Consider the following 23959-nt stretch of genomic DNA (forward strand, 5'->3'; position numbering starts at 1 on the left):
ATGCCAGAAATAATGAAACAAGCCAGCATCGGAAAACTGAGAGCACAGGTCTTCAATGACAGGAACTCCATGGGAGAAGCGGTTGTGCAGGATGTGACAGAAGTTCTTCTTTCCCTCTTGGAAACCAAGGCTACAGTCAATATTCTTTTCGGTGCAGCCCCATCCCAGCAGGAAGTCCTTGAAGGACTCCGCCTGTCAAACCTGATCCCCTGGGAGAGGATCAATGCTTTTCATATGGACGAATACATTGGCCTGGATCGTGAAGCTCCCCAGGGATTCGGAAACTTTCTAGACCGGGCTCTTTTCAAACATGTACCCTTTCAAAATGTCTTTTATCTAAAGGGGTATGAGGGAGACATGCAGGACGAATGCCAACGCTATAGTGAGCTTCTCAAGCAGTATCCGCTGGACATCGTCCTCATGGGGATCGGTGAGAACGGGCATCTGGCCTTCAATGATCCCCCTGTTGCCGATTTCGAAGATCCATGTGCAGTAAAGATTGTGGTTCTGGATCAGGTTTGCCGGCAGCAGCAGGTCAATGACGGCTGTTTCAAATCCCTGGATGAAGTTCCCAAGCAAGCTCTGACAATCACCATCCCCGAGTTGGTCAGGCCGGAGTATCTTTTTTGTACCGTTCCTGATGTAAGGAAAGAAAAAGCCGTTCGCATGACCCTCACAGGGAATATCTCTGAATCCTGTCCGGCGTCTATTTTGAGGAATGTCCCGTCGAAATTATATCTAGATAAAGAAAGTGGAGCCTGTCTCCTAGAAAATCAAGACGAAGGAGTTTTAAAATGAAACTGAACCTGCAAGACATACAAAATAAAGACATGTGGACGGAAAAGGGCTATGCTCTTCCGTCTTTTGATATAGAGAAGATGAAGAAACTGAGCCGAGAGAAACCCCAATGGGTTCATTTTGGTGCGGGTAATATTTTCAGGGCATTCATTGCTGTTCTGCAGCAAAGGCTCTTGAACGAGGGTAAAGCAGAAACAGGCATCATTGTATGTGAAACCTTTGATGAAGAGATCATACAGAAAGCCTACAGAGCCTACGATAATCTGGCATTAGCAGTCACTCTTAAGGGATCCGGAGAAATCCAGAAGGAGGTTGTTGCCAGTTTGAGCGAGAGCCTTATTCCTTCGGAAGACTATGCCAGGATGGAAGAGGTTTTATGCGCCCCCTCCCTCCAGATTCTCAGCCTGACTATCACAGAGAAAGGATATGCTCTAAAAAATGATAAGGGTGACTATTTTCCGTGGATCAAACCTGACCTTGAAAATTTTGACAAACAAGCTGTGAGCACCATCGGAATCATCACCAAACTCCTCCTGGCCCGCTATAATGCCGGCGGCGCTCCTCTAGCACTTGTAAGCATGGACAACTGCAGTCATAACGGAACACTGCTGAAAGAAGCTGTCCTTGAGTATGCTGAACTCTGGAAATCCAAAGGACAGCTGGAACAGGAATTCATTGATTACCTGAAGAATGGAGAGAAAATCTCCTTTAACTGGAGCATGATAGACAAGATCACTCCCAGACCTTCGGAAGTTGTTCAGAAGCAGTTTGTTCAGGATGGACTGGAAGGCATGGATATCATTATCACCTCCAAAAACACTTATGTATCTCCCTTCGTCAATGCCGAAGAATCTCAGTATTTGGCCATTGAAGAGCATTTTCCCAATGGCAGACCTCCCCTGGAAGACGCTGGTGTGCTCTTCTCCGATAAGGAGACCATTGATAAAATTGAAAAGATGAAAGTCTGCACCTGTTTGAATCCTCTGCATACCGTTCTGGCTGTTTTCGGATGCCTCCTGGGGTATGACTCCATTTCGGCCGAGATGAAAGATCCTCTTTTGAAAGGATTTATTGAGAAATTGGGATACACCGAAGGCATGCCGGTCGTTGTCGATCCCGGTATTATGAATGCAAAAGACTTTATTCGTGACAGCATTGAAGTGCGTTTTCCTAACCCCTTTGTGCCTGATACTCCCCAGCGGATTGCCACAGATACATCTAAAAAAATATCCGTCAGATTTGGTGAGACCATGAAGGCCTATATAGGGAAGGGGAAAAGTGATTTATCATTTTTGACTTATATACCCTTGTTTATGGCCGGATGGCTGCGTTACCTCATGGCCGTAGACGACCTGGGACAGGCCTTTGAGCTCAGTCCAGATCCTAATCTGGACATGGTTAAGCCATTTGTGGCACCTTTTTCTCTCGGGTCGACTCTTTCTGTCCATGATCATGTGGAAGGGCTTTTGAAAAATACCGAAATCTTCGGGATTGATCTATACAAGTATCATCTGGGAGAGAAGGTTGAAAATTTCTTTCAGGAAATGATCGCCGGACCGGGAGCCATCGAGAAAACACTGAAGAAATATATCCTCTAAATTGGAGGGAGGGAGTCGCAGACGGATGCTGAAGGTAGAGCATATCTCAAAAGATTACGGTCGATACAAACCTATACAGGATATTTCTTTTTCCATGAATAGGGGAGAAGTCCTTGGTCTTTTAGGGGCGAATGGCACAGGCAAGTCTACCACTTTGAACATGATTGCCGGATACTTTCCCCCCAGCTCCGGGCGCATCACTCTAGAACCCCATGATCTGCTGACCTCACCCCTCCTTTACAAACAAAATATTGGGTACCTCCCCGAGTTTCCTCCCCTGTATCCCGATATGACAGTGGAGGAGCAGTTGACTTTCATCTGTTCGGTGAAGGGAGTTGATCGCAAGAAGAGAACTTCGGAAATTGATCGAGTTTGCGGCTTAACTCATATTATGGACATGAAAAAAAGGCCGATTCGTGCCATGTCCAAAGGGTATAAGCAGCGGATAGGCATGGCCCAGGCCCTTGTGGGAGGTCCTAAACTCCTGATTTTGGATGAACCGACCTCCGGTCTTGATCCACAGCAGATCATCGATATAAGGGAACTGGTCAAAGATTTGGGCCGGGAACACGGGATAATCATAAGTTCTCATATTCTTTCTGAAATAGCCTCAGTCGCCACGAGAATTCTGGTTTTGAACAAGGGGTATATTGTTGCCGATAGTCCTGTTGGAGACCTCATGAATCCCTCCAGTGGATCTTCAGTTTTAGAAGTCAGGATCTTGGGCGATGTAAAAAAAGCCCAATCTTATCTGGAAAGTATCGAGGGGGTTCGAACACTGCGTCTCAATGATTGCTCAGAAGAGGGCTGCTGGGATTTTGAAGTGACACAGAAGGATGGCTATGACATCCGGCGCGAACTTTCTATTGGACTGAGCAGTATCTCCTGCTCTATCATGCAGCTGAAAATGAAAAACCCTACACTGGAAGAAATCTTTATTGACCTCACAGCTTCATCCACTTCAGGCAGGGAGTCAGATACATGATAGCTCTCTATGTAAAAGAAATAAAACAGTACTTTCGCTCCATGATAGGATATGTCTTTTTGACCATCATGACCCTGATCTGCGGATTCCTTTTTACAACGGGGAATCTCATGTCACAAAATGGCGATATCAAGATCTTCTTTGGGTCACTTTTTAATGTCTTGATTTTCCTCGTCCCCATGTTGACGATGAGGCAGTTTTCCGAAGAGGAGAAGCTCAAGACCAGACAGCTTTTATTTACACTGCCCCTTACTCTTGAGTCCATCGTCCTGGGGAAATTTCTGGCCACTTTGTCTATGATTTGTATTGGTTTGGTGATGACTCTTGTTTACCCGGTTATACTGGCCTCTTTGGGTGTCTTTAGCCCAATGGTCATCTTGGGGAATTATCTGGCCGTGATTCTACTAGTTTCGGCTGTAATTTCCATCGGATTGTTTGTCTCCAGCCTGACTGAGAATCAGGTTATCTCGGGTGTTGGCAGTTATGGAATTCTGTTGATCCTCTGGCTCATCGACTCTCTTGCTCCGACAATTTCAAATCCTCTTCTCAAGAAGACAGTGCTTCTCTTCTCTTTGAAGAACAATTATATTGAGTTTACCTATGGTATTTTCAACCCTGCCGGGGTCCTCTATTTCATAAGTATGACCACACTTTTTTTAATCCTCACAGTCGTCAAACTTGATGGCAGGAGGCAGTAGAATGATGAACAAAATTCTTCAAATTTTTCGTTTGCGAGAGAGACAGATCTTCATTATCCTTCTCATTCTCGTGGTCATTTTGATTAACTTAATCAGCCACAGAGCCGTAGATCTCTATCCTTTGAAACTGGATCTGACAGAGAATGCACTGTATGAGTTTTCACAGACAACGGTGGACATGGCGGCATCCCTGACAAATCCTGTCAGGATGGTCGTCTTCAGTAAAGAGGATGATTATGTGGTCATGCTACGGGAGGTTTTGAAGCGGTTTGCTGCCTTGAGTCCCTTGATCAGTCTCGAATATGTTGATCCTTATGAGAATCCTGTTCTTGTGGATTATTATGCCTCACGGGGAATCCAGTTGAAGCCGGATGATATCGTCTTGGAAGGAGCTCTTAGAACCCGTTCTTTCTCAGTGAAGGATATGTACAGTTTTGATGCAGGTCAAACGCAGGTCACAGGCCTCAATGCAGAGCAGCAACTCACAAGCAGTCTCTCGTTTATAAATGATCCCATTATCCCTGTTGCCGCCTTTTCCGACGGCCATAATGAGCGTCCTAGTGAGTCTCTGACTGCTCTTTTCCAAAACAATAATTATGACCTACTTCGGGGGAGCCTCTCTTCTATTCTTCAAGAAGATCCGGATATTCTGGTTGTCGCGGCTCCTTCCCGAGATTTTTTGGTCCATGAAGTGGAACTCTTGACAGACTATATGAACAGTGGAGGAAATGCTCTGATTTTTCTGGAGCCCTCTTCGCTCTCCATGCCTCATCTTGAAGGCTTTCTTACCGAGTGGGGGATTGTCCCGGGTGAGGAACTTGTCTTCGAAAAAGAGGCCTATACAGGGGGGAATCCTGTGAATGTAGTGCCCATGTATGCTCCTCATAAGATCAATAGTTACTTTTTAGATGCCCGCGTTTTTCTGACAATGCCTTCGTCTAGAAGCCTCTATTCTGTCTCTCATCCCGGCTCGGCCATCGATGTGAGAGATGTATTGACTTCCACTCCCTTCTCCTATGGGAAAAAAGGTTATCAGTTTTCAGACTTGCTGAAGGAAGACTCCGATCCAGCTGGCCCCTTTACCCTGGTCATGAGCTCTGAAAAAGAACTTTCCGGAGAAGCTGCTCGTGCGAGGTTGGTTGTGGCAGGCAGCAGAAACATCTATGGTGATGATTTACTGGGATTTTCCAGTTATGGAAATGCAGAGTTTCTCGTTCAAACCATCAACTGGCTCAATGAGAAAGATGTTTCGCTCTACATTCCTCCGAAAAAAATGCAGAGTGACCCCCTCAACCTTCAATCCCGTCAGGCGTTACTTTTGGCTTTGATAGTTACAGCATATATTCCCATGGTATTTCTTGTGTGGGGAATCACAGTGTTTTTCAAAAGGAAGAGGCTCTGATGAATTATAAAAAAGGGATCTTCATCAATCTTATCCTAGTTCTTTTGTCTGGGGTCATTCTGTTCTTTTTGTATAGGCCGGCACCTGTGAAGGATGAAGTTCCCCTTAAGACAGAAGAGATACAACTTTTGAACTACAATGTCGCCGATGTGGCTGCTGTGGCTCTTATCCATGATGATGTCCGGTTTGGACTGATCCATAAGGATGGGAATATCTCTTTACAGCCTTCTGCAGAAGATCCTCTGCCTTCCCAGGAACTGATGCAGTCTTATTTGTATAGCGTCTCAAAATTAACAGCCCTGTCTCGGATAGAATACCCGGAGGATGAGAGCCCTAACTTTGGTCTTGATAATCCTCGGTCACGGATGACTCTCATTTTAAAGGATGGAAATAAGGTCAGGCTCTTTCTGGGCTCCCAGAGCCCACTGAAGGATGCCTGGTACTGCAAAGCGGAGGACGGTGAGGATATTTATCTTCTTTCTGATGAAACGGCCCGGCTGTTTCTAGCGGAACCTCAAGATTTTGTGTCAAAGAGTATACTCCCCCGGGTTGATCTCAAAGAACTGAATAGCCTGGAGCGGCTGACCCTGTCTTTTCGGGGCAATGATCCACCTTCCTATAGTGTTGAGAATCGGGGAGACTTTATTTTTCGTCTGGTTTCTCCTGTTGAGACTTCTATCGATTATGAGTCAGTTCTCTCTTCCCTGATATTCCCTATCCTTTCCTTGAATCCCGAAGAATGGATTGATGGTGAAGTGGACCTGCCAGACACTTCCGATCTCCTATTGGACGCGGTGATTGATGGAAAAAGCTATAGGATCTCTTTCTACAAAGCAGATGAAGACGGGTATTTCCTTCAAAGTCGGGGAACCGAGGGAATCTTCAGGATTTCGGAAGAAGCTCTCCCTTTTCTGCATGTTCACTATCTGGATCTTATGAATGATTCAATTTATCACAGTAATGTTTCTGAAATCCGGGAAATCATTGTGAGCGACAGGGAAAATCAAAAGGATTATAACATTCGAGTCACCGGAGACTCTGTTCAAATTCAAGGAGACATCAATGGTTTCAAAGCGGGATATTCCGAGATGATGACCCTCTTTGATGTCCTTCTCAATACCGGTCTGGCCCGTGAATTGGATTCACTTCGCGAGCTTTCAGTGGATGCTCCTGTCTCGTTTTCAGTTCAAATATATAAAAAAAATGGTTCTATAGATCAACTGGACTTTTTGGATCTTATGGGGAAAGAGGGCGAACAGATTCTCTTTGTAAATGGCAAAGCAGCATTTTCAACTTATTACAAAACAGTCCTGGAAATTAGAAATACCCTGGAAAAACTGGTTCAAAAGGATGGTGAATAATGTCAAAACGGAAATGGGGTGATGTGATTCAAACCAAAACAGCCAGTGAAACAGTCTATGATATTCTGCATAGGAATATAATTAATCTCAATTTGATCCCCGGGACGATCATGAGTGAAAAAGAGATTTCTGAGAAAATGAAGTTGAGCCGGACACCAGTGCGGGAGGCTTTTATCAGGTTGTCCAAGGAAGCCCTCGTTACCGTCGTCCCCCAGAAGGGGAGTTTCGTTTCCAGGATTAATCTGGCTCGAGTGAAGGAAGAACGATTTTTGAGAGAGTCGCTAGAAACTTCAGTTCTAGAAGAATTGATCCTGAATAAGGATCCCCTTTTTCTGGATGACTTCCATTTGAATCTTGAAAAACAGAAAATTGCTCTTGATTCTGGTGAGTCCAACCGTTTCATGGAGCTGGATGATCAATTTCATTCCATGTTTTTCGATTTGGTGGATCGCCCAATGTGTTTTGAGGTTATTATGAGCTTTTCAAGCCACTACCGACGTGTTCGTTACCTCTCTATGGCTGTCAGCGGTGTCTCGGATGAAAATTTAAAGCATCATCGTGAATTGATTCATCTCATAGGCAATCGGGATCTTGAGGGCGCTCAGGAGATCATGAAGGTGCATCTAAGAAAGCTGAATATTGAGAAAAATATAATTTACCAAAAATTTCCGGATTATTTCAAAGATACCCCCTCAGCGGGCGGCCTGGATCTTATGGATGAGAAACTCCTGTTCCAGGGGATGAACCGCTGAGCAAAGGAAGCTTTGTTTTATAATTTCCCGTTTATAAGCGTCAAATCGTCTATAATTCCCTCGGAGAGCTGAATGAGGACAGAATAATCTTCTTCTATTTGGCTTTGCGTCTTGTTATCAATGGTGGAAGTGATCTCTTTCACCAGGTTATGCATTTCTTCATGCCTTTTTACAAATGAGGGGAAAATATCCAGTTGCTTTATATGGTCGGGCACTTTTTTATCAATCCATTGACCAAGTTCGCAGCTGTGATGATCCGATACTTCTGATACGGCAATATTCATGGTGCCATCAATGACGCCCCTTACCTTGATGACCCATAAGAGATGATGAATAATCACTTTCACAGCAGAAAAGTTCATCGCAGTACCAAATTCAAAATTTTGAAACTCCTGAATCTTTTCCATATAGGATTCATAATTCAGGAATACATTTGAAATGTTCAGGAACATGGAATTCATTTTCCCCGAAATAGTGTTGATCTCACCAATCTCAGATTCAGTATCCCGACTGGCATTAACTATGTTTGAAATAGAATCCTGTATATCCCTGGTACTCAATTCTATCTCGCCTGAACCGTCTTTGATGTGGCTTGAAATCCTTGTAAGCAATTGTGTCGCCTGTACAATTTCATGGCTGCCAATATTGAGTTCGGAAGTCGCATCCTGGATCTGGGAGAAGGCTTCTACCAGCTGCTCAGTTTCCTCTTTGATAGAATTAAAATCATGAAGACTTTCGGCACCCGCTCGCCTTACATCACGGACATTGCTTATGATTTTCTTGAGAGTTTGAGAAATCAATGTTGAATTTTCTGCTGTAGATTCTGCCAACTTCCGTATTTCATCAGCGACTACGGCAAATCCTTTTCCGGCTTCTCCGGCATGAGCCGCCTCAATGGCTGCATTCATGGATAGAAGGTTTGTCTGGGATGCTATTTCATCAATAACATTGATGATTTCCTGGACCGAGTCGATGTTGTTGTTCACGGTTTCGATGATTTTATTCATCTCTTCCATGCCCTGCTGACTTTTGTCGGTCAGTGACAACAGATCCTTGGAGGATTCCGTTTGCCGATGGGTAATATCACTCACATTGCGAATGGACGCATCCATCTCTTCAATGGCCGATGAGGTCTGGATGACCGAAGCTGATTGCTCCTCTATCTGGCTTGAAAAGGAAGTAATGGTTCTTGAAATCTCTTCAATGGCAGAAGATGAGCTTAAGAGTGAGTTATTGAGTTCTGATATCTTGCCCCGAATATTCATGACACTGCCGTTGATGGTCGTTGTCAGATAGACCGAGTCTTTCAATTCTTTTGTGAATTCAACGGAGTGGGTTTTATTTTCTTTCAGGATCAGCTGAGTCTTATTCCTGGAAAGTTGACAGGCCTGCATATGATTGGAAAGAGTTTCTGCTGTTTGAAGTGTATCCCCCGAAGGTGGCAGCTCATGATGTAAGCGGTCGTCTATGATCACCTCAAAGCGGGCAATGTTCGTATGAAGTCGAGACACATTCAGAATGCTCGTCATACCCAGTATCAGGGTGAGGCATATTATTGAGTATTGGTACAAGCTGGCATCCATTGCCAATAGGGTCAGGGTTATTACTAGTATAGTCAGGACAAATGTGATAAAGGATGAGGATCGGATTTTCATAGTTTCAAATTCCTTTTGTATTCGCTTGCTTATTTTATGAATCATATCTATTCCGTAATCATTATAAAAAACATAGTATCCTTATTCATTGGTTAGATCAACATTGCTGAATTTGGCGGAGGGCAGACCAGTAAGGATTGAATGGTTTACAGCCATTTTTTTTAGAAAGAAAATCCGCTGTTCCTATGGGGAGAGTAGCCTTAATCTATATGTATAATCGGGTTACTGTCTTGTTGACAAGTGAGACTACTTCCATATATTTATATGCATATGGATACAGGTAAAACTGCCGAAAAGGGCAGTATAAGCATAAGGACTATCACTGACAGGCTATTTTTTCTCCTTATTGTCACAATCCTTATCACACTTATTACTGTTATTTTGTTTACTTCCTGGATTTATTACATATCCTCAATTGAAAACCAATACAACTCTTCAATCACGGCGATTAACTCGTTGATCTCTAGTCTCTACACCGCCCAGCAACAACAAGATAGCGATGAAATTGATCAAAATTATAAACAGATCATGGACATTATCAGGGATTCCCCAGAGATACTAAAACGTGACCTGTCTCCCCATGATGAGATCCTCAATAATACAGACCCAGAAACTCAATATGATCTCTATCTGGATCAAATCCGGATTTCAATTGGTATATTGAGAAAAAACCACTCCCAGATACAGAACGTCTACAAAAAAGGATTTCCATATTTTGTCGTATCCATCCTGTTTCTTATGGTTGTGATGCTGTTAAATCTTTTGAAATGGAAAGAAAGACAAAATCAGTTTTTCAATGAGATTCAGGATGGTTTACAGCATGTAAGAGAAGTCCAGCTTTTTAACAGGAATGAGAGTTTTCATAACAACCACTCCTATATTGAAGAATCTCAAGCCTTCATCTCCGAAGTCAGTAAGATCCTCGAAAATCTCATCATGGACAGGAGTCTTCAGAATATTGAGATACATGGGAATTTGGAAGCCCTTATGAAAGAACTGTTTTTTGCCATTAGAAAAAAAACAAATTGTGACAGAGTCGCCCTGGCTTTTATCAATGGTGATAATGAGATTACAGCAGAAACGTTCTATTCCAATTATTCAAATCTGTATCTTGCTCCAGGGCATTCAGAACCGATGAAGAATACGAGCTTGGGAGAGTATACCCATTCTGGAGAACTGAGATATATTCCTGATTTGGAGGAGTATTCTGACAAAAAATTGGAGAAGACAGGTTTTCCCGTTTCAGAATCGACCAGATTAATTTTAAAAGAGGGTATTAAATCCTCCCTGACTATTCCATTTTTTGTAAATGACCGCTGTGTCGGTTTTTTGTTTATATCCAGCAGGAGCAAAAACAGTTTTGATGGGATCTCCATAAAACATGCCAAACATATTTTTACCATAATCAAAAGTCGAATCTATCTGGAGTACATCATTCAGGATATCATTGCCAGAATCTCACAATCCTTTGTGACTCTCATGGATAAAAAAGATAATGAAACCTCCAGTCATATTAAACGAGTTTCTCATTATTCGGCCATTATCGGTAGAGCCGTTGCCCGGAAATCAGATGTTCTGACCCCCAAGGACATCCGGGAGATCTATTCCTATGCGCCTCTCCACGATATTGGAAAAATTGGTATACCCGATAGCATCCTGTTGAAACCCGGAAGCCTCACAAAGGATCAGTTTGAAATTATGAATACTCATGTGACCATCGGAGAAGAGGTGATTGAAGCGATAAGTCAGAATATCTCGTCCTATTTTCCCATTCCCGTTCTGGCAACGGCAATCGACATAATCCGGGGACACCATGAGAAGTATGATGGTTCTGGTTATCCCAGAGGTCTCAAAGGAAAAGAAATACCCATAGCCGGGCGCATCGTTGCCATTGCCGATGTCTTTGATGCTCTGACCTCAAAACGCCCGTACAAAGAAGCCTATTCAATCGAAGAATCTCTTGAGATCATGACCAAAAAGATGACCGGTCATTTTGACTCTGATCTGTTAGAGTCTTTTAAAGACTCTATTGAAGATGTCAAAATGATCTATGAGAAGTACCAGGAAAATTAGGTAAAATCAACCGTCTCCAATATTGTTTATGGGAACACAAGTTTCGTCCCCCTGTTCTATTTATATATTTTTTTTACTTTTATAAATAATTGCAGGAGTTCTTTATTCTTAACATTATGAGATCAGCCGGGATCAGGCTGTTGAGATGTTATCGAATCCAATCCTCCAGTTTGTTCTGTTCTCTGATGAGGTGGTACCGGACGAATTCCTCCAAATTCCGCATGGCCTGTTCGGCCGAAAGGAAAACAGGAACTCCCCCTGATTCTAAAAGTTGACCCATTCGGTTGTATTCAGAGCCGAGTCCGGATGTCGCCGTGAGGGATACGATCAGAGGTTTCTCCATGATCCTGTTCAGTTCTACAATTCCTGCGGCGATATTCTCGGGACAGGACTCGATTTCTTCGTCTGTTGTGTGAAGGAACCCGGCGTGGGGAACTATGGATACCAGGAGACAGTCTACAGAATCTGATTCTATGAGAGTCCGGACGGCTTCTACAAAAACATCATCCCCAACCATGGGAGTCAAATCCAACAAGGCTTCAATGGTGACAAAATCCGGCAATTGCTTTTTGAGGGTTCTGCGGCATTGGTCATCCAGTTCGGCAAGCCTGAGACGGCCCAGGTTGTCCGCCGCATTGGCCTTTTCATATCCTGCATTCGTTACAACAGCACAACGGAGTCCAAAGGCTTTTTTGTCTGTGAGCATGGAAAATGTTTTGATATACCCAAGGTGGTCGGCCATGGTGTCTGCAACGATGAGGCCGGCTTGTTTCATAGCCGCTCGGGCTACGGCGTACTCTCCGGCTATACTGGCTGTGTGTGACTGTGTCGCCATTTTTCCTTCCAGGGTTCGTCCTGCCTTATAAACAACAATGGGAGCCCTGGACTTGTCCAGCAATCCTTTAGAGGCCTCGTCAAAAAATCGCCTCCCTGCAGCGGGAGAAAACCCCTCGATGTATATGCCTATGACGCGGATCTCCGGATCTTCTGACCAGTAGTTTACAAGATCGCAGGGATCGACATCCAGCTGATTTCCATAACTGACGACGACCTTGGGACTGACCGCGTGGCGCAGTTGTGCCAGTTCCACCAGTCCAAGGGCTCCGCTCTGGCTGAAAAGAGCCATATTCCTTTTCCGGCTGAGGTCTAAGCGGAACTTTTTTTCGGGAATGAAGAAGGTATTGATTCCAGGATGCTCTATTGACCCGGCTGTCACGATTCCCAGGCAGTTGGGCCCCATAATCCTGATTCCTTTTTTACGACATATGGTCAGGATTTCGTCTTCCGGTCCCTTGTCGTTTGAGCTTTCACTGAAACCTCCGGGGATCAAAAGAAGGGCTTTACAATCAATCTCTGCTGCCTGATAAACAACTGAAAGTGCCGCCTTAGCAGGAACCGTGACCACAACCATTTCGGCCGGCCCCGGAAGGTCCTTCAGATTTTCATAGAGGGGTAGACTCTGTCCGGCAAGGGTCAGTGTCCCTCCCTTTGGATTCACGCAGTACACATCTTTTCGTCCCAGTTTTATGAGATTGGAGACGATGATATTGCCCGGCCTTTCAGGATCACTGCCGCTCACCCCGACCACGGCGATGCCTCGGGGTTGAAAAAAGGCATTCAGGGAGGAGGCGGGAGGTCTGTTTGTCTCCAGAGGGGGGAGATTCTCTTTTCTCTCAAAAACGGCATAACCATCGAGGGCAATCAGATTATGATCAGGATCAAAAACAAAGGGGTTAATCTCAAAATCTGTGAAAATGAATTCGTTATCTGTGTTAAAAAAAGATGAAAATGCAGTAGAAAGACTGCTGAGTTTCATCTTCACATCAATAATCTGTTCTAAATAGTCTTCTTTCCCTTCTTGAAGGTATTTCTTGTGGATCTCCGTTGAAGAGATCAGGGCTTTGGCCCATTCTCTGCTCAAAGGCGGCAAAAGCAGGTTGGGGGCTGAAAAGTGAGTGGCAAAGTGCTCTGCATCTGAACCTCCCTTGCTGAAGGATATGACCGGGCCGAAGGTTTCACTCTCTCTAAATCCTATCATCACCTCATTACCTAATTCGGGGCTGTATTCGATGTATTCAACAATGAGGACTCCCTCTATGGGGATCTGCTGAGATTGAAAAAGGTCTCTCATAGCATTAAAAGAGTAGCGTAAGAAATCAATATCCTTATGAAGGACCTTCACTCCTCCTAGTTTCTCCTTGTGCGCCACCTGGGGAGACACAATCTTCATAACGACTCGGCTGCTGCCGAACTCTGATAGAAGAGACCGGGTTATTTCATCTTCATTCCGGATCAAATGATACCGGGGGATTTTGAGTTCCAGTATTTCCAGAATCTGATAGACCTCGTATTCATAGAGCTCTTTTCTGTGGGCTTCTTCTGCCTTTTTCAGGAGGGTCTGGATCTTTTCTAGGGATTCTTTGTTCATGTGGTCATTCATACTGTCATCCTGCTTTTGAGATTTAGTTTTACGGAAAAGAAAAATGCCGTTAAGAGAAGAAGTGAACCGGCTGCAAAGGGCAGTCCGGGAGATCTTGTGTATAATTCTGCGGCAAGGCTTCCGGCTGGCACGGCAAAGAGACCGAAGAAAAAATTACCTGCTGATAGCTGTCTAGCCCTGTTCTTATCCTCAAGATGGTCGGCCCAAAGGCTGTCCAGCAAGGGCCGGATCAGGGCCAGACTCAAGGCGTCCAGAATTACGGAGACCCAGAGGAGGCCGGGCCCGAAGCGGGCTGAGGCAATGAGGAGTGCGAGGGATAGACTTCCCAGGAGAAATCCGAGAGAGAGGGCCGGGCCTCTCATTCTGTTTGTGATTCGTGGAAGAACGATGAGGAGGATGGCCATGATGACAAGGGAACTGATCATGGGGACCAGAGACAATAGGGAGGCTCTTATTCCCGCATCCCGACGAAGGTAAGCAAAATAAAAGAGAGGTTTGAAGACCACGAAGAACTGGTTGATCCCCTGAAGTAAAAAGATGATGCGGCTTTCGGTTGACCCAAGAAAAAATCTCAGAGCTTTCATGAATCCTTTCATGGTTTCACCGGTTTGTTGTTCCGGGTGTTTCGTTGGTTCAGTCCAGCCAATATTTCTGATTATAAACATGAATCCCATGATGATGGCACTCCAGAAGTATAGTATCCTTGTACCAGCCACCAGTCCTGACCGATAGATCAGCAGTCCTCCCAGAGGAGCAAAAAAACCGGAACAGAGTACCATAAAATGAAGCCCGGAATAGTTTCTCAACCTTTGTTCCGAACTGGCATCTTCTGTCATTATGCAGGACAAGGAGACGTAGACAACCTTATTCACACCGTTTAAGACGGCGGCAATCAGGAATCCTGTAAAACTCCTGCTGAAGGACCAGACCAGACAGGCTAACGACCAGGATAACATGTCAAAGATAAAAGACGTCCGTTTCCTCCCTAATTTGTCTGTTAGAACACCTGAGAATAGGGATGATAGAATCTGAACAGATACAAGAAGGGTCTGGACCAAACCTATTTGTCTATCTGTCAGACCCAATGCCTGCATGTAGAGGGTGGCATACACAATAATCATGTTGAAGGGAATGGCCCAGAATGGTTCGGTAAACAAAACCACCCGGCCGTTATGACTCATCCCCCGTAATAAGGGGAGCTGTGCTGTCTTTTCGACAAATCTCTTCATAGGTCTACCTCTTTTAGAATCAGAACTGATTCTATCAGTCCCATAAGAGAAAGAACAGCATTTTTGATTAATGTCTGTGGATCAGTCCGAAGACAGGAAGTGCATGAATAAATCTCTGTGAGGCAGAGCCTATGGCAGATCTTCTGGTCTGTTTAAGATCTGCCTGGTCATACGCTTTTAACGGATTTCAATATCCTGGGCGTAGGTATTATTGTGTTTCCAGCTTATATTATCACTCTTATTTGATGCTAATAAGAGCCGGTAGGTTTTTCCCCTTTCCAGTGGTTTATCATATTCATCACCCGAGTCTAGAGGAATTGTGAATGTCACCTCCGTGTGTGTCTCCGTCTGTGTTCCAGAAAGAACCTGGAAATCTTGAGTACCCCCCAGTTCTATATCGCTTTTGTGGGCGAAACGTCCGGTTCCATAATGATCCTCCGCCATGGCAATGCCGGTCTTATCATCCACCCAGAGTATGATGATATTGGCGTCCTTCATGACGCTTTCTGCATCGATTCCAAAGGCTATCCAGCCCTTTGTTTCCGCTTTGAGAGTCAAGACAAGTTTGTCACCCTGGGTCTCCCATTTCAGATCGAATCCCTTTTCTTCAACCCTCTGTTGGGCAGATAAAAAAGAAGTGAATAGGGAAATTGTCAGCATAAGAAACAAAACTTTCTTCATATAAAACCTCCATCGGGATAAAACCCGGTATATTAATTCTCAGATACTCTCAATAATGAGTGATTTTGCCCGATCTTTCCATTAAATCTTCTGGTGTTTTTTTCTATACGGGGTGAGAATGGGGTAAAAGCTCCTTTATTTCTCGCTATTCTGGTAAAATCAGCCGATGAAGTGAGCGGGATTCAGAGCCTGGAGGATATTTATGAACAAAAATTTAGCAGTACTCACCGCAGTGGGTCACGACAGAATAGGCATTGTTGATGATCTAACTTCTTCTATTGAACAAAGCGGTGGAAATATATTGGAAAGCAGGATGTCTGTTTTGGGGGGAGAATTTGCAGTGATCATGCTGGTTTCCGGAGAGAAGCGAACCATCAGCAGTCTCATCACCAATCAGGAAAAAATGGAAAAAGAAATAGAGCTGCATATCGAAATCAAACCGACGAATCAGCCTGATCAGGATCTCAATGGAATCCCCTATACGCTCAAGTGTGTTTCTTTGGACAGTCCGGGAATCATCCATACTGTCACCCGGTATATTAGAACTGAGGGGATAAACATTGAGAATCTGGAAACCGAAACAGCTCATGCACCCTGGACGGGAGCTCCCTTGTTCAGGATGAAAGCCAATGTGATTGTACCACTATCAGTCTCAGTTCAGGAGCTGAGAAATGGTTTGAACCGCCTGGAGCAGGAAAAAGACCTGGATATCTCCTTCAAGGCCGTCACCGGTAAAGTATGATAGATACACGTTTGCGCAAACATGTTCAGTTCCTCTTTAACTTCCTAGCCTCCTTTTGTGCCAGGTTTGGGGTCACTCCCAATCAGCTCACTGTCATTGGTTTTCTATTGGGTATTGCTTCGGCTGTTTCTATCCTTTGGGGTGCTTTGTTCCCAGCCCTTATCCTGCTATGGATTTCGGGTTTATTCGATGTCCTCGATGGATCTCTGGCCAGAATCAAGGGGACGTCATCGGCGTTGGGAGCCTTTATAGATATGATTTTTGACAGAGTGGTGGAGGTCCTTTTTGTTATCTTTTTTGCTCTGGTTTTCCCCGAAAGTTCTCTGGCTGTAATGGCCTTCCTGGGAGCTGTTATATTCAATTTTTCCACATTTATGCTGGCAGGAAATTTGTTTCAGAATGCTGGGGAGAAGAGCATGCACTATGATGCAGGTTTGGCCGAACGGACTGAAACATTCATTGTTTTTTCACTCATGCTCCTTATGCCTGATTATGGAGTGTGGATTCTCTGGGTATTTGATGCTCTCATTCTCTGGACAGGAGTTACCCGGTTTATAAAGATTCTATATCAGGTGAGGGAGAATGATAAAAATGGAAATACAAAAAATAAATAACAGAGTACCGCTGATTCTTCTGTTTCTAGTCATTTTAATAGCAGTGCTTCCCGCAGATGATTTGAGTAAATTTCATAAGACCGGTTCTTCAACGGAAACAGTAGATCATTCTTCATGGACGGCTTGGCTAGGGGATAACCTGTACCGGGACGAGCGGGATATCAATCTGCTTGCCTATGGAAAGGTGACAGCTGGCGGTCAAAAACAGTTGAAGGAGTATATCGAATACCTTGAAACGAGGACTGTTACAACATTGGGAAGGGATGAACAATTTGCCTTTTGGATCAACCTCTACAACGCTCTCACTGTCTCTTTAATTCTGGAGGAGGGCCCCGTGGAATCAATCCGGGATATTAAGTCAGGTTTGTTCTCTTCTGGCCCCTGGGACCTGGAAATTTCTGAAGTGGAAGGGGTTGTTTTGACCCTGAATGATATTGAGCATGAAATCCTTAGACCCTTTTTTCAGGATCCAAGAATCCATTTTGCCGTAAATTGCGCCAGTGTGGGCTGTCCTGATCTTCAGGAGGAGGCTTTCTTGGCACAATCTCTGGAAACACAGCTTGATCATGCCGCCCGAACTTACCTCTCCCATCCCAGAGGATTGGAATTCAAGGGAGGATCTCTCCATCTATCCAGTCTCTTTAAATGGTACAAGGAAGATTTTGGAAAGACTCAGAAGGATAGGCTCCTGAGCCTATCACAATGGGTACCTTCAGAAGATGCTCAAGAACTGAAAGCTTATACCGGTCGACTCAGTTATGATTATGACTGGAGTCTGAACGGGACTTTTTGAGGTGTTTTAAACCAACGGGAATCAAAGAGATGATTCCCAGGAACCCCATGGCCAGTATGAGCTGAATCGGAATTCCCTGTCCGGCTTGTATGGTGGAGCCCGCATAGCCAAGATAGGCATAGGCGAATGAGCCTGGAATAATCCCTAGAGAGGTGGTCCAGATAAAGGTCCGCAGGGGAATATTGGTCAATCCCGGAAAGAGGTTGACCAGGAAAAAGGGAAGCACGGGAATCAGACGGAGGGTCAGAAGATAATTCCGGCCGTTTTCCTCCATCTCTTTGTTGAATTTAGCCAGTTTCTCAGAATATTTCTTTTGTATCATCTCCCCGAAAAAATATCGGGCGGCCATGAAGAGAATTGTTGCTCCCGCGGTTGCCCCAATATTAATATAGAGAACAGAGAGGAAGGGTCCAAAGAGAAGACCACCAGTGAGAGTGACCGCAGTCGCTCCGGGAATGGAAAGGGCCACAACCGCCATATACAGGAATATATAGATTAGAACAGCTGGAAGGTAGTGGTCTTGAACAGACTCAAGGAGTCTGTCCTTATTAGCCAAAAGACTTTTTAAGTCCAGTAAATTTCTTGCAGGTGTCAGAATGAAGATCCCCGCTAGCAGGGCAATCAGGAGAATCAGGGCAAATATTCTATTCTTGTAACTTTTCTTTGTCATGACATCATTGTAGATCCCTTAAAGGCATACTTGCAATCTTCTGGGGTTAAAAGAGCCTGGAATGATTATTTTTCTGGATAAAAGCCCATAGATCTGCTAGTTTTGAGAATATGATACACTCCAAAGATTCTGCTGCGGTTCAGCATTTTCTCTTTTTTCTAGACAAGAAAATGCTTTTGGAACCGGAACGTATTTTTAGAATAGGTCGGGACAGCTCCTGCGAAATTGTTCTGGATGAACGAACTGTCTCGAGGGTTCATGCGGAAGTCCGCATGGAAGGGGACAAGGTCCGTATTCTGGATTTGGACAGTACCAACGGCATTCAGATCAATTATCGCAGCATGAAGGATCATATTCTGCAGAATGAAGACAGAATAACCATTGGACCCTTTATTCTTGTATATCGTGAGCTGGATCATGAAGGGAGTATTCCCCTTCGCTCGGAGGAAAACCTCCTCTCCGAAACCCTGGTGATGGAAAGTAAGATTGCCACCATCCTTCAAAGCATCAAGGAGGAAGATGTCCGTAACCAGCTGTTTGAATTGAAGCACATCATCAATCAATCTAAGGAAAAGCTATCACGTATGGCTCACATTGACAGGCTGACACTCCTGTATAATAGGCGGTATTTTGATGATGTTCTCTCAAGAGAAGTAGAAAGGGCAAAACGGTATAAGCAGCCCTTGTGCCTTCTCTTGCTGGATATTGATCTTTTTAAGAACGTCAATGATGTACACGGGCATCCCAAGGGAGATCAGGTTCTCACAGAGATTGCCTCTATTATAAGTGATAATATCAGGATGATTGATATAGCCGCTCGCTATGGCGGAGAAGAGATTGTTGTTATCCTGCCGGAAACGGATATGGACAGTGCCTTGAATGTGGCGGAAAAGCTGAGAGGGGCGGTTGAAAATGATACCCCCAAACGGACCGGACTTAAGGTGACTATGAGTATTGGAGCCGCTTCATTTATAGATACTGAGAATGCAGCACGGGATATCGTCTCCAGGGCCGATGCCGCCTTATACAAGGCCAAAGAGAGAGGAAGAAACCGGGTGGCCTTTTTCGGTGAGAAGGAAGAACCTCTGGACCCAGGACAAGCCGGGCCGACCTGAGAGCTACAGTTTCAATGAGGGTTTGCCCGCTTTCCTTCTGATATAATCGATGCCCCTATAAATCGATTTTGTATGAATAATACGGACCTCCAGGGCTCTCTTTCCGGGAAAATCCATCAACCAGAGACCCGCGAGAATGGTGAGTAATCCCTGACCGGGGATGAAAAGCATGATGAATCCCATGAGTAAAAAAAGAATTCCAGCCAGGTTCTTGGCAATATGAAAGATGATATTCCCCTTGTACTTATGATCTTGTTTTGCGCCGCTTTTTAGAAAGTAATCCTCGGGAATCCGGATGAGCAGAACAGGCAGGATCAGGATTGTCCCTGCAAAGGTTAGCAGAGAGAGGGATCCGATGGTGATCATCAGAGCGCTGTGAGTCTGAAGGAGATCAGAGAACCAGGAGACCATATTCCATGAGTTCCCTGAACTCTTGTGTTCCCAGCCATTCATCTGTGTCCAGGCCGTATTCCGCTGTCAGTTGATCCAGAGAGTCCAGAGTGAAGATCCCGGCTTCGGGCAGACAACGCTTCAGAAGGATTAGGATAAAATCTATTTCATTCGGGGTAAGAGGCATTTCCTCCTGGTAATCATTTCCCCTGAAGACCAGACCATTCGGACTTTTCTCCGGGATTGATTCTGTCCAGACCAGACGGGAGTTTTCTTCTAATTGAAGTTCTTCTGTCTTTTCCAAAAGATTCTCTATCAGCTTTGGAGGAATCCGCGGGGAGACTGTTTTGAATGAGAACCATTTTTTGACCGGAACCTGAAATCCCTTTCCACTCATATAATTGTACAAGGCGGTACGAAGGCCTTTTCCGTAGTGTTTGAGTTCTTCTGATTCCTGGGAAAACTCCAGATCATTACGTGCAAATCCTGCCATTTTTGGCCCCGTAATAGTCACCCCGAACTCCTCGGGATGACAGCCCACCGGGCTGTGAGCAGTCAAGGCAAAATGATGCCAGTAGGCCGAGTGAATCAGCCTGTTTTGAAAGAGCTGGCGGACAACATCCAGAGAATCCATCAACTCCTGACGGGTTTGGCCTGGAAACCCGTACATCAGATAGGCATGAACCATAATACCTGCCTTGCCGAAGGCTGCAGTGACGGCACTGACCTGTTGTACCGTAACTCCCTTGTCCATACTTTTTAACAGCCTGTCCGAGGCAACCTCAAGACCGCCGGAGACCGCAATACATCCGGACCGCGCCAAAAGACGGCAGAGACTGGAGTTGAAGTTCTTCTCAAAACGGATGTTCGTCCACCAGCTGATGTCTGTCTTTCTCCTGATAAGCTCAAGAGCCAGTTCTTTCATCAGCGACGGAGGGGCGGCTTCATCCACAAAATGAAAGCTCCTCTTTCCTGTTTGCTGTATCAGTTCTTCTATCTGGTCTGCCAACAGGGAGGCTGGTGCGGGATCAAAACGGCTGATATAGTCCAGAGATGTATCACAAAAGGCACAGCGGCGCCAGTAACAGCCATGAGCCAGCATCATTTTGATCCAGGGCCCCTCGCTCCACAGGCGGTGCATGGGATTTTCCATATCGACTAGGGAGAGGTATTGATCCAGGGGAAGGTCGCTGTAGTCGGGTGCCGGTCTTTCTTTATGGCGAAGTTCTTTTTGTTGGGTGTCAAAAAAACACCATTTCCCTTCTTTAGGTTGCCAGGTTCTGATCAACTCTGTTGTGTCTCCCGACTCGATGGATGAGACCAGGGCAGAGAGGGCATCCTCTCCGTCGTCTAAGGTGATGGAATCAAAATACTCTTCGAGGCGGATGTCGCCGATGTTCCTCAACTCGGTGTTGATGTATCCGCCTCCCAGGGTGAGGTGAACCCCGGGATAGTTTTGCTTGATGAATCGGGCCCCTCTCAGGGCTTCTGTGAGGTTTCCCGGGAATGGTACAGAAAAGCCGACCATATCAGGTTTGAAGCTTTCCATTCGTTCACCGAGAATCTCTGTGTGTATCCGGCTGACCGGTGTTTCACCGAGCTGTGTCTTCTTATATAGATCATCAAAGGATGGGGGAGACATGGCTAAATGCTCTGCATAGCGACTAAAGCCGAAATCGGCATCCAGGGTATCTCTGTGAAAATCGGCGAGATCTTCCAGGTAGAGTGTCGCCCTCATGCGTGCCTTGTCACTAATCCCTAGAGTTCCGTATGAGGCAGGTAAACCCTCTTCTCTCTTATCAAACCGTTCTCCTTCCGGTAAGAATCCCGGCCGGCACAGCAAGGTTGCCAGTGGGGTATCCTTACCCTGAAGATAAGACAGGACAAGATCGATGGTTTCCATATACCTCTGCCTGAGATTCCAGGTCCTGAGAAGGCTGTCATTGTGGGAAAAATCGGCGGGACGGCATTCTCCGAATACATACTCTTCCAGTCCCTTCCGGCTGAAAAGCCGTAGGTAGGTCTCTAGGCTTGTATCCGCCTGATCTACAAGATGCCCGCTTTTTTGAAGCCATCCTTTGAGAAAGGCGGTTCCGGGATAGGGTGTATTCAGCTGGCAGAAGGGAGGGGTTATGAGGAGTATATTCATAGACTATTTGCTGAAAATAGCCCCAATGCTGATCCGGTTGTCCACACTGTCAGGGTTAAAGACCATCAGATACTGGGCATAGGCAAAGAGAAAGGCCACTCTGGCTCCCATGGTGAAGGCCGCTTCGCTGTTTCCGTTTGTACTGTCCATCCTTGGTGTCTGATAATCCACACCCGCAAGGGCCGAAACGGTCAGAAGGTTGAGGGCATTGAATTTTAGATACATCTTGGGCAGATGCTCCACAACTGAGAGTGTCAGGCCTGTTCCAAGATCGTCCCTTGACCAGGATTGGGCATATTCATACTCCGCACCGATGCTCAGGGTTGGGAAAAACTTATACCCCACGCCGCCAAAAGCAGTCATACCAAGAGGATAGCCTTTGAAGTCATTGTCTCCGTCTGTAACATAAAACCCGTTATATCCGGCACCGAGCTGAAAGTCTATAAAAGGAAGTGCAGAGGCCGAGGCAGAACTGATCATGAGTATGATGGACGCCATTATGATTCTTTTCTTCATTTTTTATCTTCTCCTGTTTTGAATTGCAGAAATTTTCTTTTGATAATTATAGAGCATATCTTTTTCAAATTCATCATTGTCCCTGTAGGACTTGTTGAAAACTGGTTCCCACAGCTGGGGGTCTTCCATACACATATAAAAAAAAACGTCCTTTTGCCACGATTGAAGTCCCGAAGCGGTGGTTTTGAATAGGTCTTCCTTGATCTTCAAAGGATAGGACCATTTTCCTGCGGCCTCTTCTAAAGGCATCTGGAGAATTTTGCTGTGGATGGGACGTTCCCTCAGTTTCTTAAGCACCGGCTTGATGAACGTCAGAGTCCCCAGGGAGACACAGACTACTTCTGAGGGGTGAAACATCTCAGTCATCGTCGCCGTTAGAGCCTTGTATTCTTCTTCCCAGCCCTTGTACCAGACCATGGGATGCAGATGAAATCCCACGGGGATTCCTCTGTCCGCCACCCTTCGTGCTGCTTTGAGCCGATGGTCGAGGGAGGCTGTGAGCCTTTCTTCGGCGGCAATGATGGTCGGTGTGTTGAGGGACCATGTGAGGAGCATATTGGGGGGGACATCCATTTCGAGGAGCTCATTGATATTATCAGATTTTGTTTTGAGCTCCAGGATCACATTGGGGTTATCCCGTCCAAAACTGCAAAGATCCTCTAAAAGGCCGTCTCTATTGCCCCACATAAGGGAGTCTGAGGACTGTCCGGTTCCTATATGCCAGGTCTTATCCGGATCAAGGTTTAGCCGGGACAGTTTCTCCTTCAAACCGCTGTGAAAGAGAATTTTATTTTCCGTATAAAAAGACTGTATAGAACAGTATGAGCAGTCAAAACCGCAATTGATTACCGCATCCAGTGTTTTCAAATTACAGCAGCGAGTCTTAGGCGAAGCCACTGGGCAGTCTCCTAGTATCCGGCGGTCATCCTCGATGGCCTGGAAGCCTGGCGATGGATGCTCAATCCTCCCCGGGGAGAAATGACTGTAATCCTTGGGGGCATCCCTGAGAGAACGCCAGGAGTCTGAGAATGCCTTAAAGCGCTTTTCTTTTTCTCCCCGGTCTCCAGGTTTTATGGGTTCGGACTCTCCCCATAGTTTTTCGAGGCTTGCTTCATCCCAGGTTTCTAGATCCCTTGTCATCCTGATAATCTGTCTGATCTGCTGTACAGAAAACTGCCAATGTCCGCAGAGAGTCTCCAGAAATATTCTATTCTTCTCGCTCAGGGTCAGGTATTCCCTGCTCCCTCGAAATTGTGTTAGTTTGTTATCCATATGCTGTTTGTCATATTAAAAGATAT

The 23959-nt window shown here is 45.3% G+C and carries 21 protein-coding genes; 12 read left to right on the plus strand and 9 right to left on the minus strand.

The genetic code is table 11. From position 1 onward, the window contains the following. From EXM22_RS16970 to EXM22_RS17000, 7 genes are read left to right on the plus strand one after another with little or no spacing between them, the layout of a single operon-like run. A complete protein-coding gene (locus tag EXM22_RS16970) occupies positions 1 to 798 on the plus strand; it encodes a 6-phosphogluconolactonase (RefSeq protein WP_149487663.1) in 798 nt (265 codons plus the stop codon). Continuing rightward, positions 795 to 2396, plus strand: a complete 1602-nt coding sequence (locus EXM22_RS16975) for a mannitol dehydrogenase family protein (protein WP_149487664.1) — start codon at positions 795 to 797, stop codon at positions 2394 to 2396. The genes EXM22_RS16970 and EXM22_RS16975 overlap by 4 nt, the downstream gene beginning before the upstream one ends. Before the next feature lie 25 nt (positions 2397 to 2421). After that, entirely contained in the window at positions 2422 to 3381 is a 960-nt protein-coding gene (locus EXM22_RS16980) for an ABC transporter ATP-binding protein (protein ID WP_149487665.1), read from the plus strand. After that, entirely contained in the window at positions 3378 to 4079 is a 702-nt protein-coding gene (locus EXM22_RS16985) for an ABC transporter permease (protein WP_149487666.1), read from the plus strand. Before EXM22_RS16980 ends, EXM22_RS16985 begins: the two co-directional genes overlap by 4 nt. Before the next feature lies 1 nt (position 4080). Beyond that, positions 4081 to 5481: a GldG family protein gene (locus tag EXM22_RS16990; RefSeq protein WP_168203587.1), complete on the plus strand. Its 1401-nt coding sequence runs from the start codon at positions 4081 to 4083 to the stop codon at positions 5479 to 5481. Then, on the plus strand, positions 5481 to 6842 hold the full coding sequence (locus EXM22_RS16995) for a DUF4340 domain-containing protein (protein WP_149487668.1): 1362 nt from the start codon (positions 5481 to 5483) through the stop codon (positions 6840 to 6842). The genes EXM22_RS16990 and EXM22_RS16995 overlap by 1 nt, the downstream gene beginning before the upstream one ends. Beyond that, on the plus strand, positions 6842 to 7594 hold the full coding sequence (locus EXM22_RS17000; RefSeq protein ID WP_149487669.1) for a GntR family transcriptional regulator: 753 nt from the start codon (positions 6842 to 6844) through the stop codon (positions 7592 to 7594). The genes EXM22_RS16995 and EXM22_RS17000 overlap by 1 nt, the downstream gene beginning before the upstream one ends. Positions 7595 to 7611: 17 nt before the next feature. Here the strand turns inward: EXM22_RS17000 and EXM22_RS17005 are convergent, their stop codons facing one another. Beyond that, positions 7612 to 9249: a methyl-accepting chemotaxis protein gene (locus EXM22_RS17005; RefSeq protein ID WP_168203588.1), complete on the minus strand. Its 1638-nt coding sequence runs from the start codon at positions 9247 to 9249 to the stop codon at positions 7612 to 7614. 270 nt (positions 9250 to 9519) lie between these two features. Here EXM22_RS17005 and EXM22_RS17010 point away from each other — a divergent pair, with 270 nt between their 5' ends. Then, the gene (locus EXM22_RS17010) at positions 9520 to 11322 is read left to right on the plus strand and encodes an HD domain-containing phosphohydrolase (RefSeq protein WP_168203589.1); all 1803 of its coding nucleotides are present in this window, start codon (positions 9520 to 9522) and stop codon (positions 11320 to 11322) included. A gap of 148 nt (positions 11323 to 11470) precedes the next feature. On the opposite strand, the gene EXM22_RS17015 is transcribed toward EXM22_RS17010, so the two are convergent. The 3 genes from EXM22_RS17015 to EXM22_RS17025 form a co-directional block, all read right to left on the minus strand. Further along, on the minus strand, positions 11471 to 13762 hold the full coding sequence (locus tag EXM22_RS17015; protein ID WP_149487672.1) for an acetate--CoA ligase family protein: 2292 nt from the start codon (positions 13760 to 13762) through the stop codon (positions 11471 to 11473). Beyond that, positions 13759 to 14991: an MFS transporter gene (locus EXM22_RS17020; protein WP_149487673.1), complete on the minus strand. Its 1233-nt coding sequence runs from the start codon at positions 14989 to 14991 to the stop codon at positions 13759 to 13761. Before EXM22_RS17020 ends, EXM22_RS17015 begins: the two co-directional genes overlap by 4 nt. A gap of 177 nt (positions 14992 to 15168) precedes the next feature. After that, positions 15169 to 15672 (minus strand): DOMON domain-containing protein, encoded by a 504-nt coding sequence (locus tag EXM22_RS17025; protein WP_149487674.1) that lies wholly within the window; start codon positions 15670 to 15672, stop codon positions 15169 to 15171. A 202-nt stretch (positions 15673 to 15874) separates the two neighbouring features. Here EXM22_RS17025 and EXM22_RS17030 point away from each other — a divergent pair, with 202 nt between their 5' ends. Genes EXM22_RS17030 through EXM22_RS17040 form a run of 3 tightly spaced genes read left to right on the plus strand, consistent with a single transcriptional unit; the run spans position 15875 to position 17821 of the window. Beyond that, complete coding sequence (locus EXM22_RS17030) at positions 15875 to 16414, plus strand: glycine cleavage system transcriptional repressor (protein ID WP_149487675.1); 540 nt, start codon at positions 15875 to 15877, stop codon at positions 16412 to 16414. Positions 16415 to 16425: 11 nt separating this feature from the next. Further along, on the plus strand, positions 16426 to 17028 hold the full coding sequence (locus tag EXM22_RS17035) for a CDP-alcohol phosphatidyltransferase family protein (protein ID WP_168203590.1): 603 nt from the start codon (positions 16426 to 16428) through the stop codon (positions 17026 to 17028). After that, positions 17006 to 17821: a DUF547 domain-containing protein gene (locus EXM22_RS17040; RefSeq protein WP_168203591.1), complete on the plus strand. Its 816-nt coding sequence runs from the start codon at positions 17006 to 17008 to the stop codon at positions 17819 to 17821. Before EXM22_RS17035 ends, EXM22_RS17040 begins: the two co-directional genes overlap by 23 nt. On the opposite strand, the gene EXM22_RS17045 is transcribed toward EXM22_RS17040, so the two are convergent. Beyond that, positions 17781 to 18491 carry a TVP38/TMEM64 family protein gene (locus EXM22_RS17045; protein WP_149487678.1) on the minus strand — a complete coding sequence of 237 codons (711 nt, stop codon included), beginning with the start codon at positions 18489 to 18491 and terminating at the stop codon, positions 17781 to 17783. The genes EXM22_RS17040 and EXM22_RS17045 overlap by 41 nt on opposite strands. A gap of 110 nt (positions 18492 to 18601) precedes the next feature. On the opposite strand from EXM22_RS17045, the gene EXM22_RS17050 reads away from it, so the two are divergent. Beyond that, positions 18602 to 19606, plus strand: coding sequence for a diguanylate cyclase (locus EXM22_RS17050; RefSeq protein WP_149487679.1), 1005 nt, complete (start codon positions 18602 to 18604; stop codon positions 19604 to 19606). 3 nt (positions 19607 to 19609) lie between these two features. Here the strand turns inward: EXM22_RS17050 and EXM22_RS17055 are convergent, their stop codons facing one another. The 4 genes from EXM22_RS17055 to EXM22_RS17070 are packed head-to-tail and all read right to left on the minus strand — an operon-like array spanning position 19610 to position 23933. Beyond that, on the minus strand, positions 19610 to 20017 hold the full coding sequence (locus EXM22_RS17055; RefSeq protein WP_168203592.1) for a PGPGW domain-containing protein: 408 nt from the start codon (positions 20015 to 20017) through the stop codon (positions 19610 to 19612). Next, complete coding sequence (locus EXM22_RS17060) at positions 19998 to 22145, minus strand: B12-binding domain-containing radical SAM protein (RefSeq protein WP_149487681.1); 2148 nt, start codon at positions 22143 to 22145, stop codon at positions 19998 to 20000. The genes EXM22_RS17055 and EXM22_RS17060 overlap by 20 nt, the downstream gene beginning before the upstream one ends. Before the next feature lie 3 nt (positions 22146 to 22148). Further along, positions 22149 to 22661 (minus strand): outer membrane beta-barrel protein, encoded by a 513-nt coding sequence (locus EXM22_RS17065; protein WP_149487682.1) that lies wholly within the window; start codon positions 22659 to 22661, stop codon positions 22149 to 22151. Between the two features lie 3 nt (positions 22662 to 22664). Then, positions 22665 to 23933 (minus strand): SPL family radical SAM protein, encoded by a 1269-nt coding sequence (locus EXM22_RS17070; protein ID WP_149487683.1) that lies wholly within the window; start codon positions 23931 to 23933, stop codon positions 22665 to 22667. Positions 23934 to 23959: the final 26 nt, after the last annotated feature.

Origin of the sequence: Oceanispirochaeta crateris (assembly GCF_008329965.1) — a bacterium.
Classification (GTDB): Bacteria; Spirochaetota; Spirochaetia; order DSM-2461; family DSM-2461; genus Oceanispirochaeta; species Oceanispirochaeta crateris.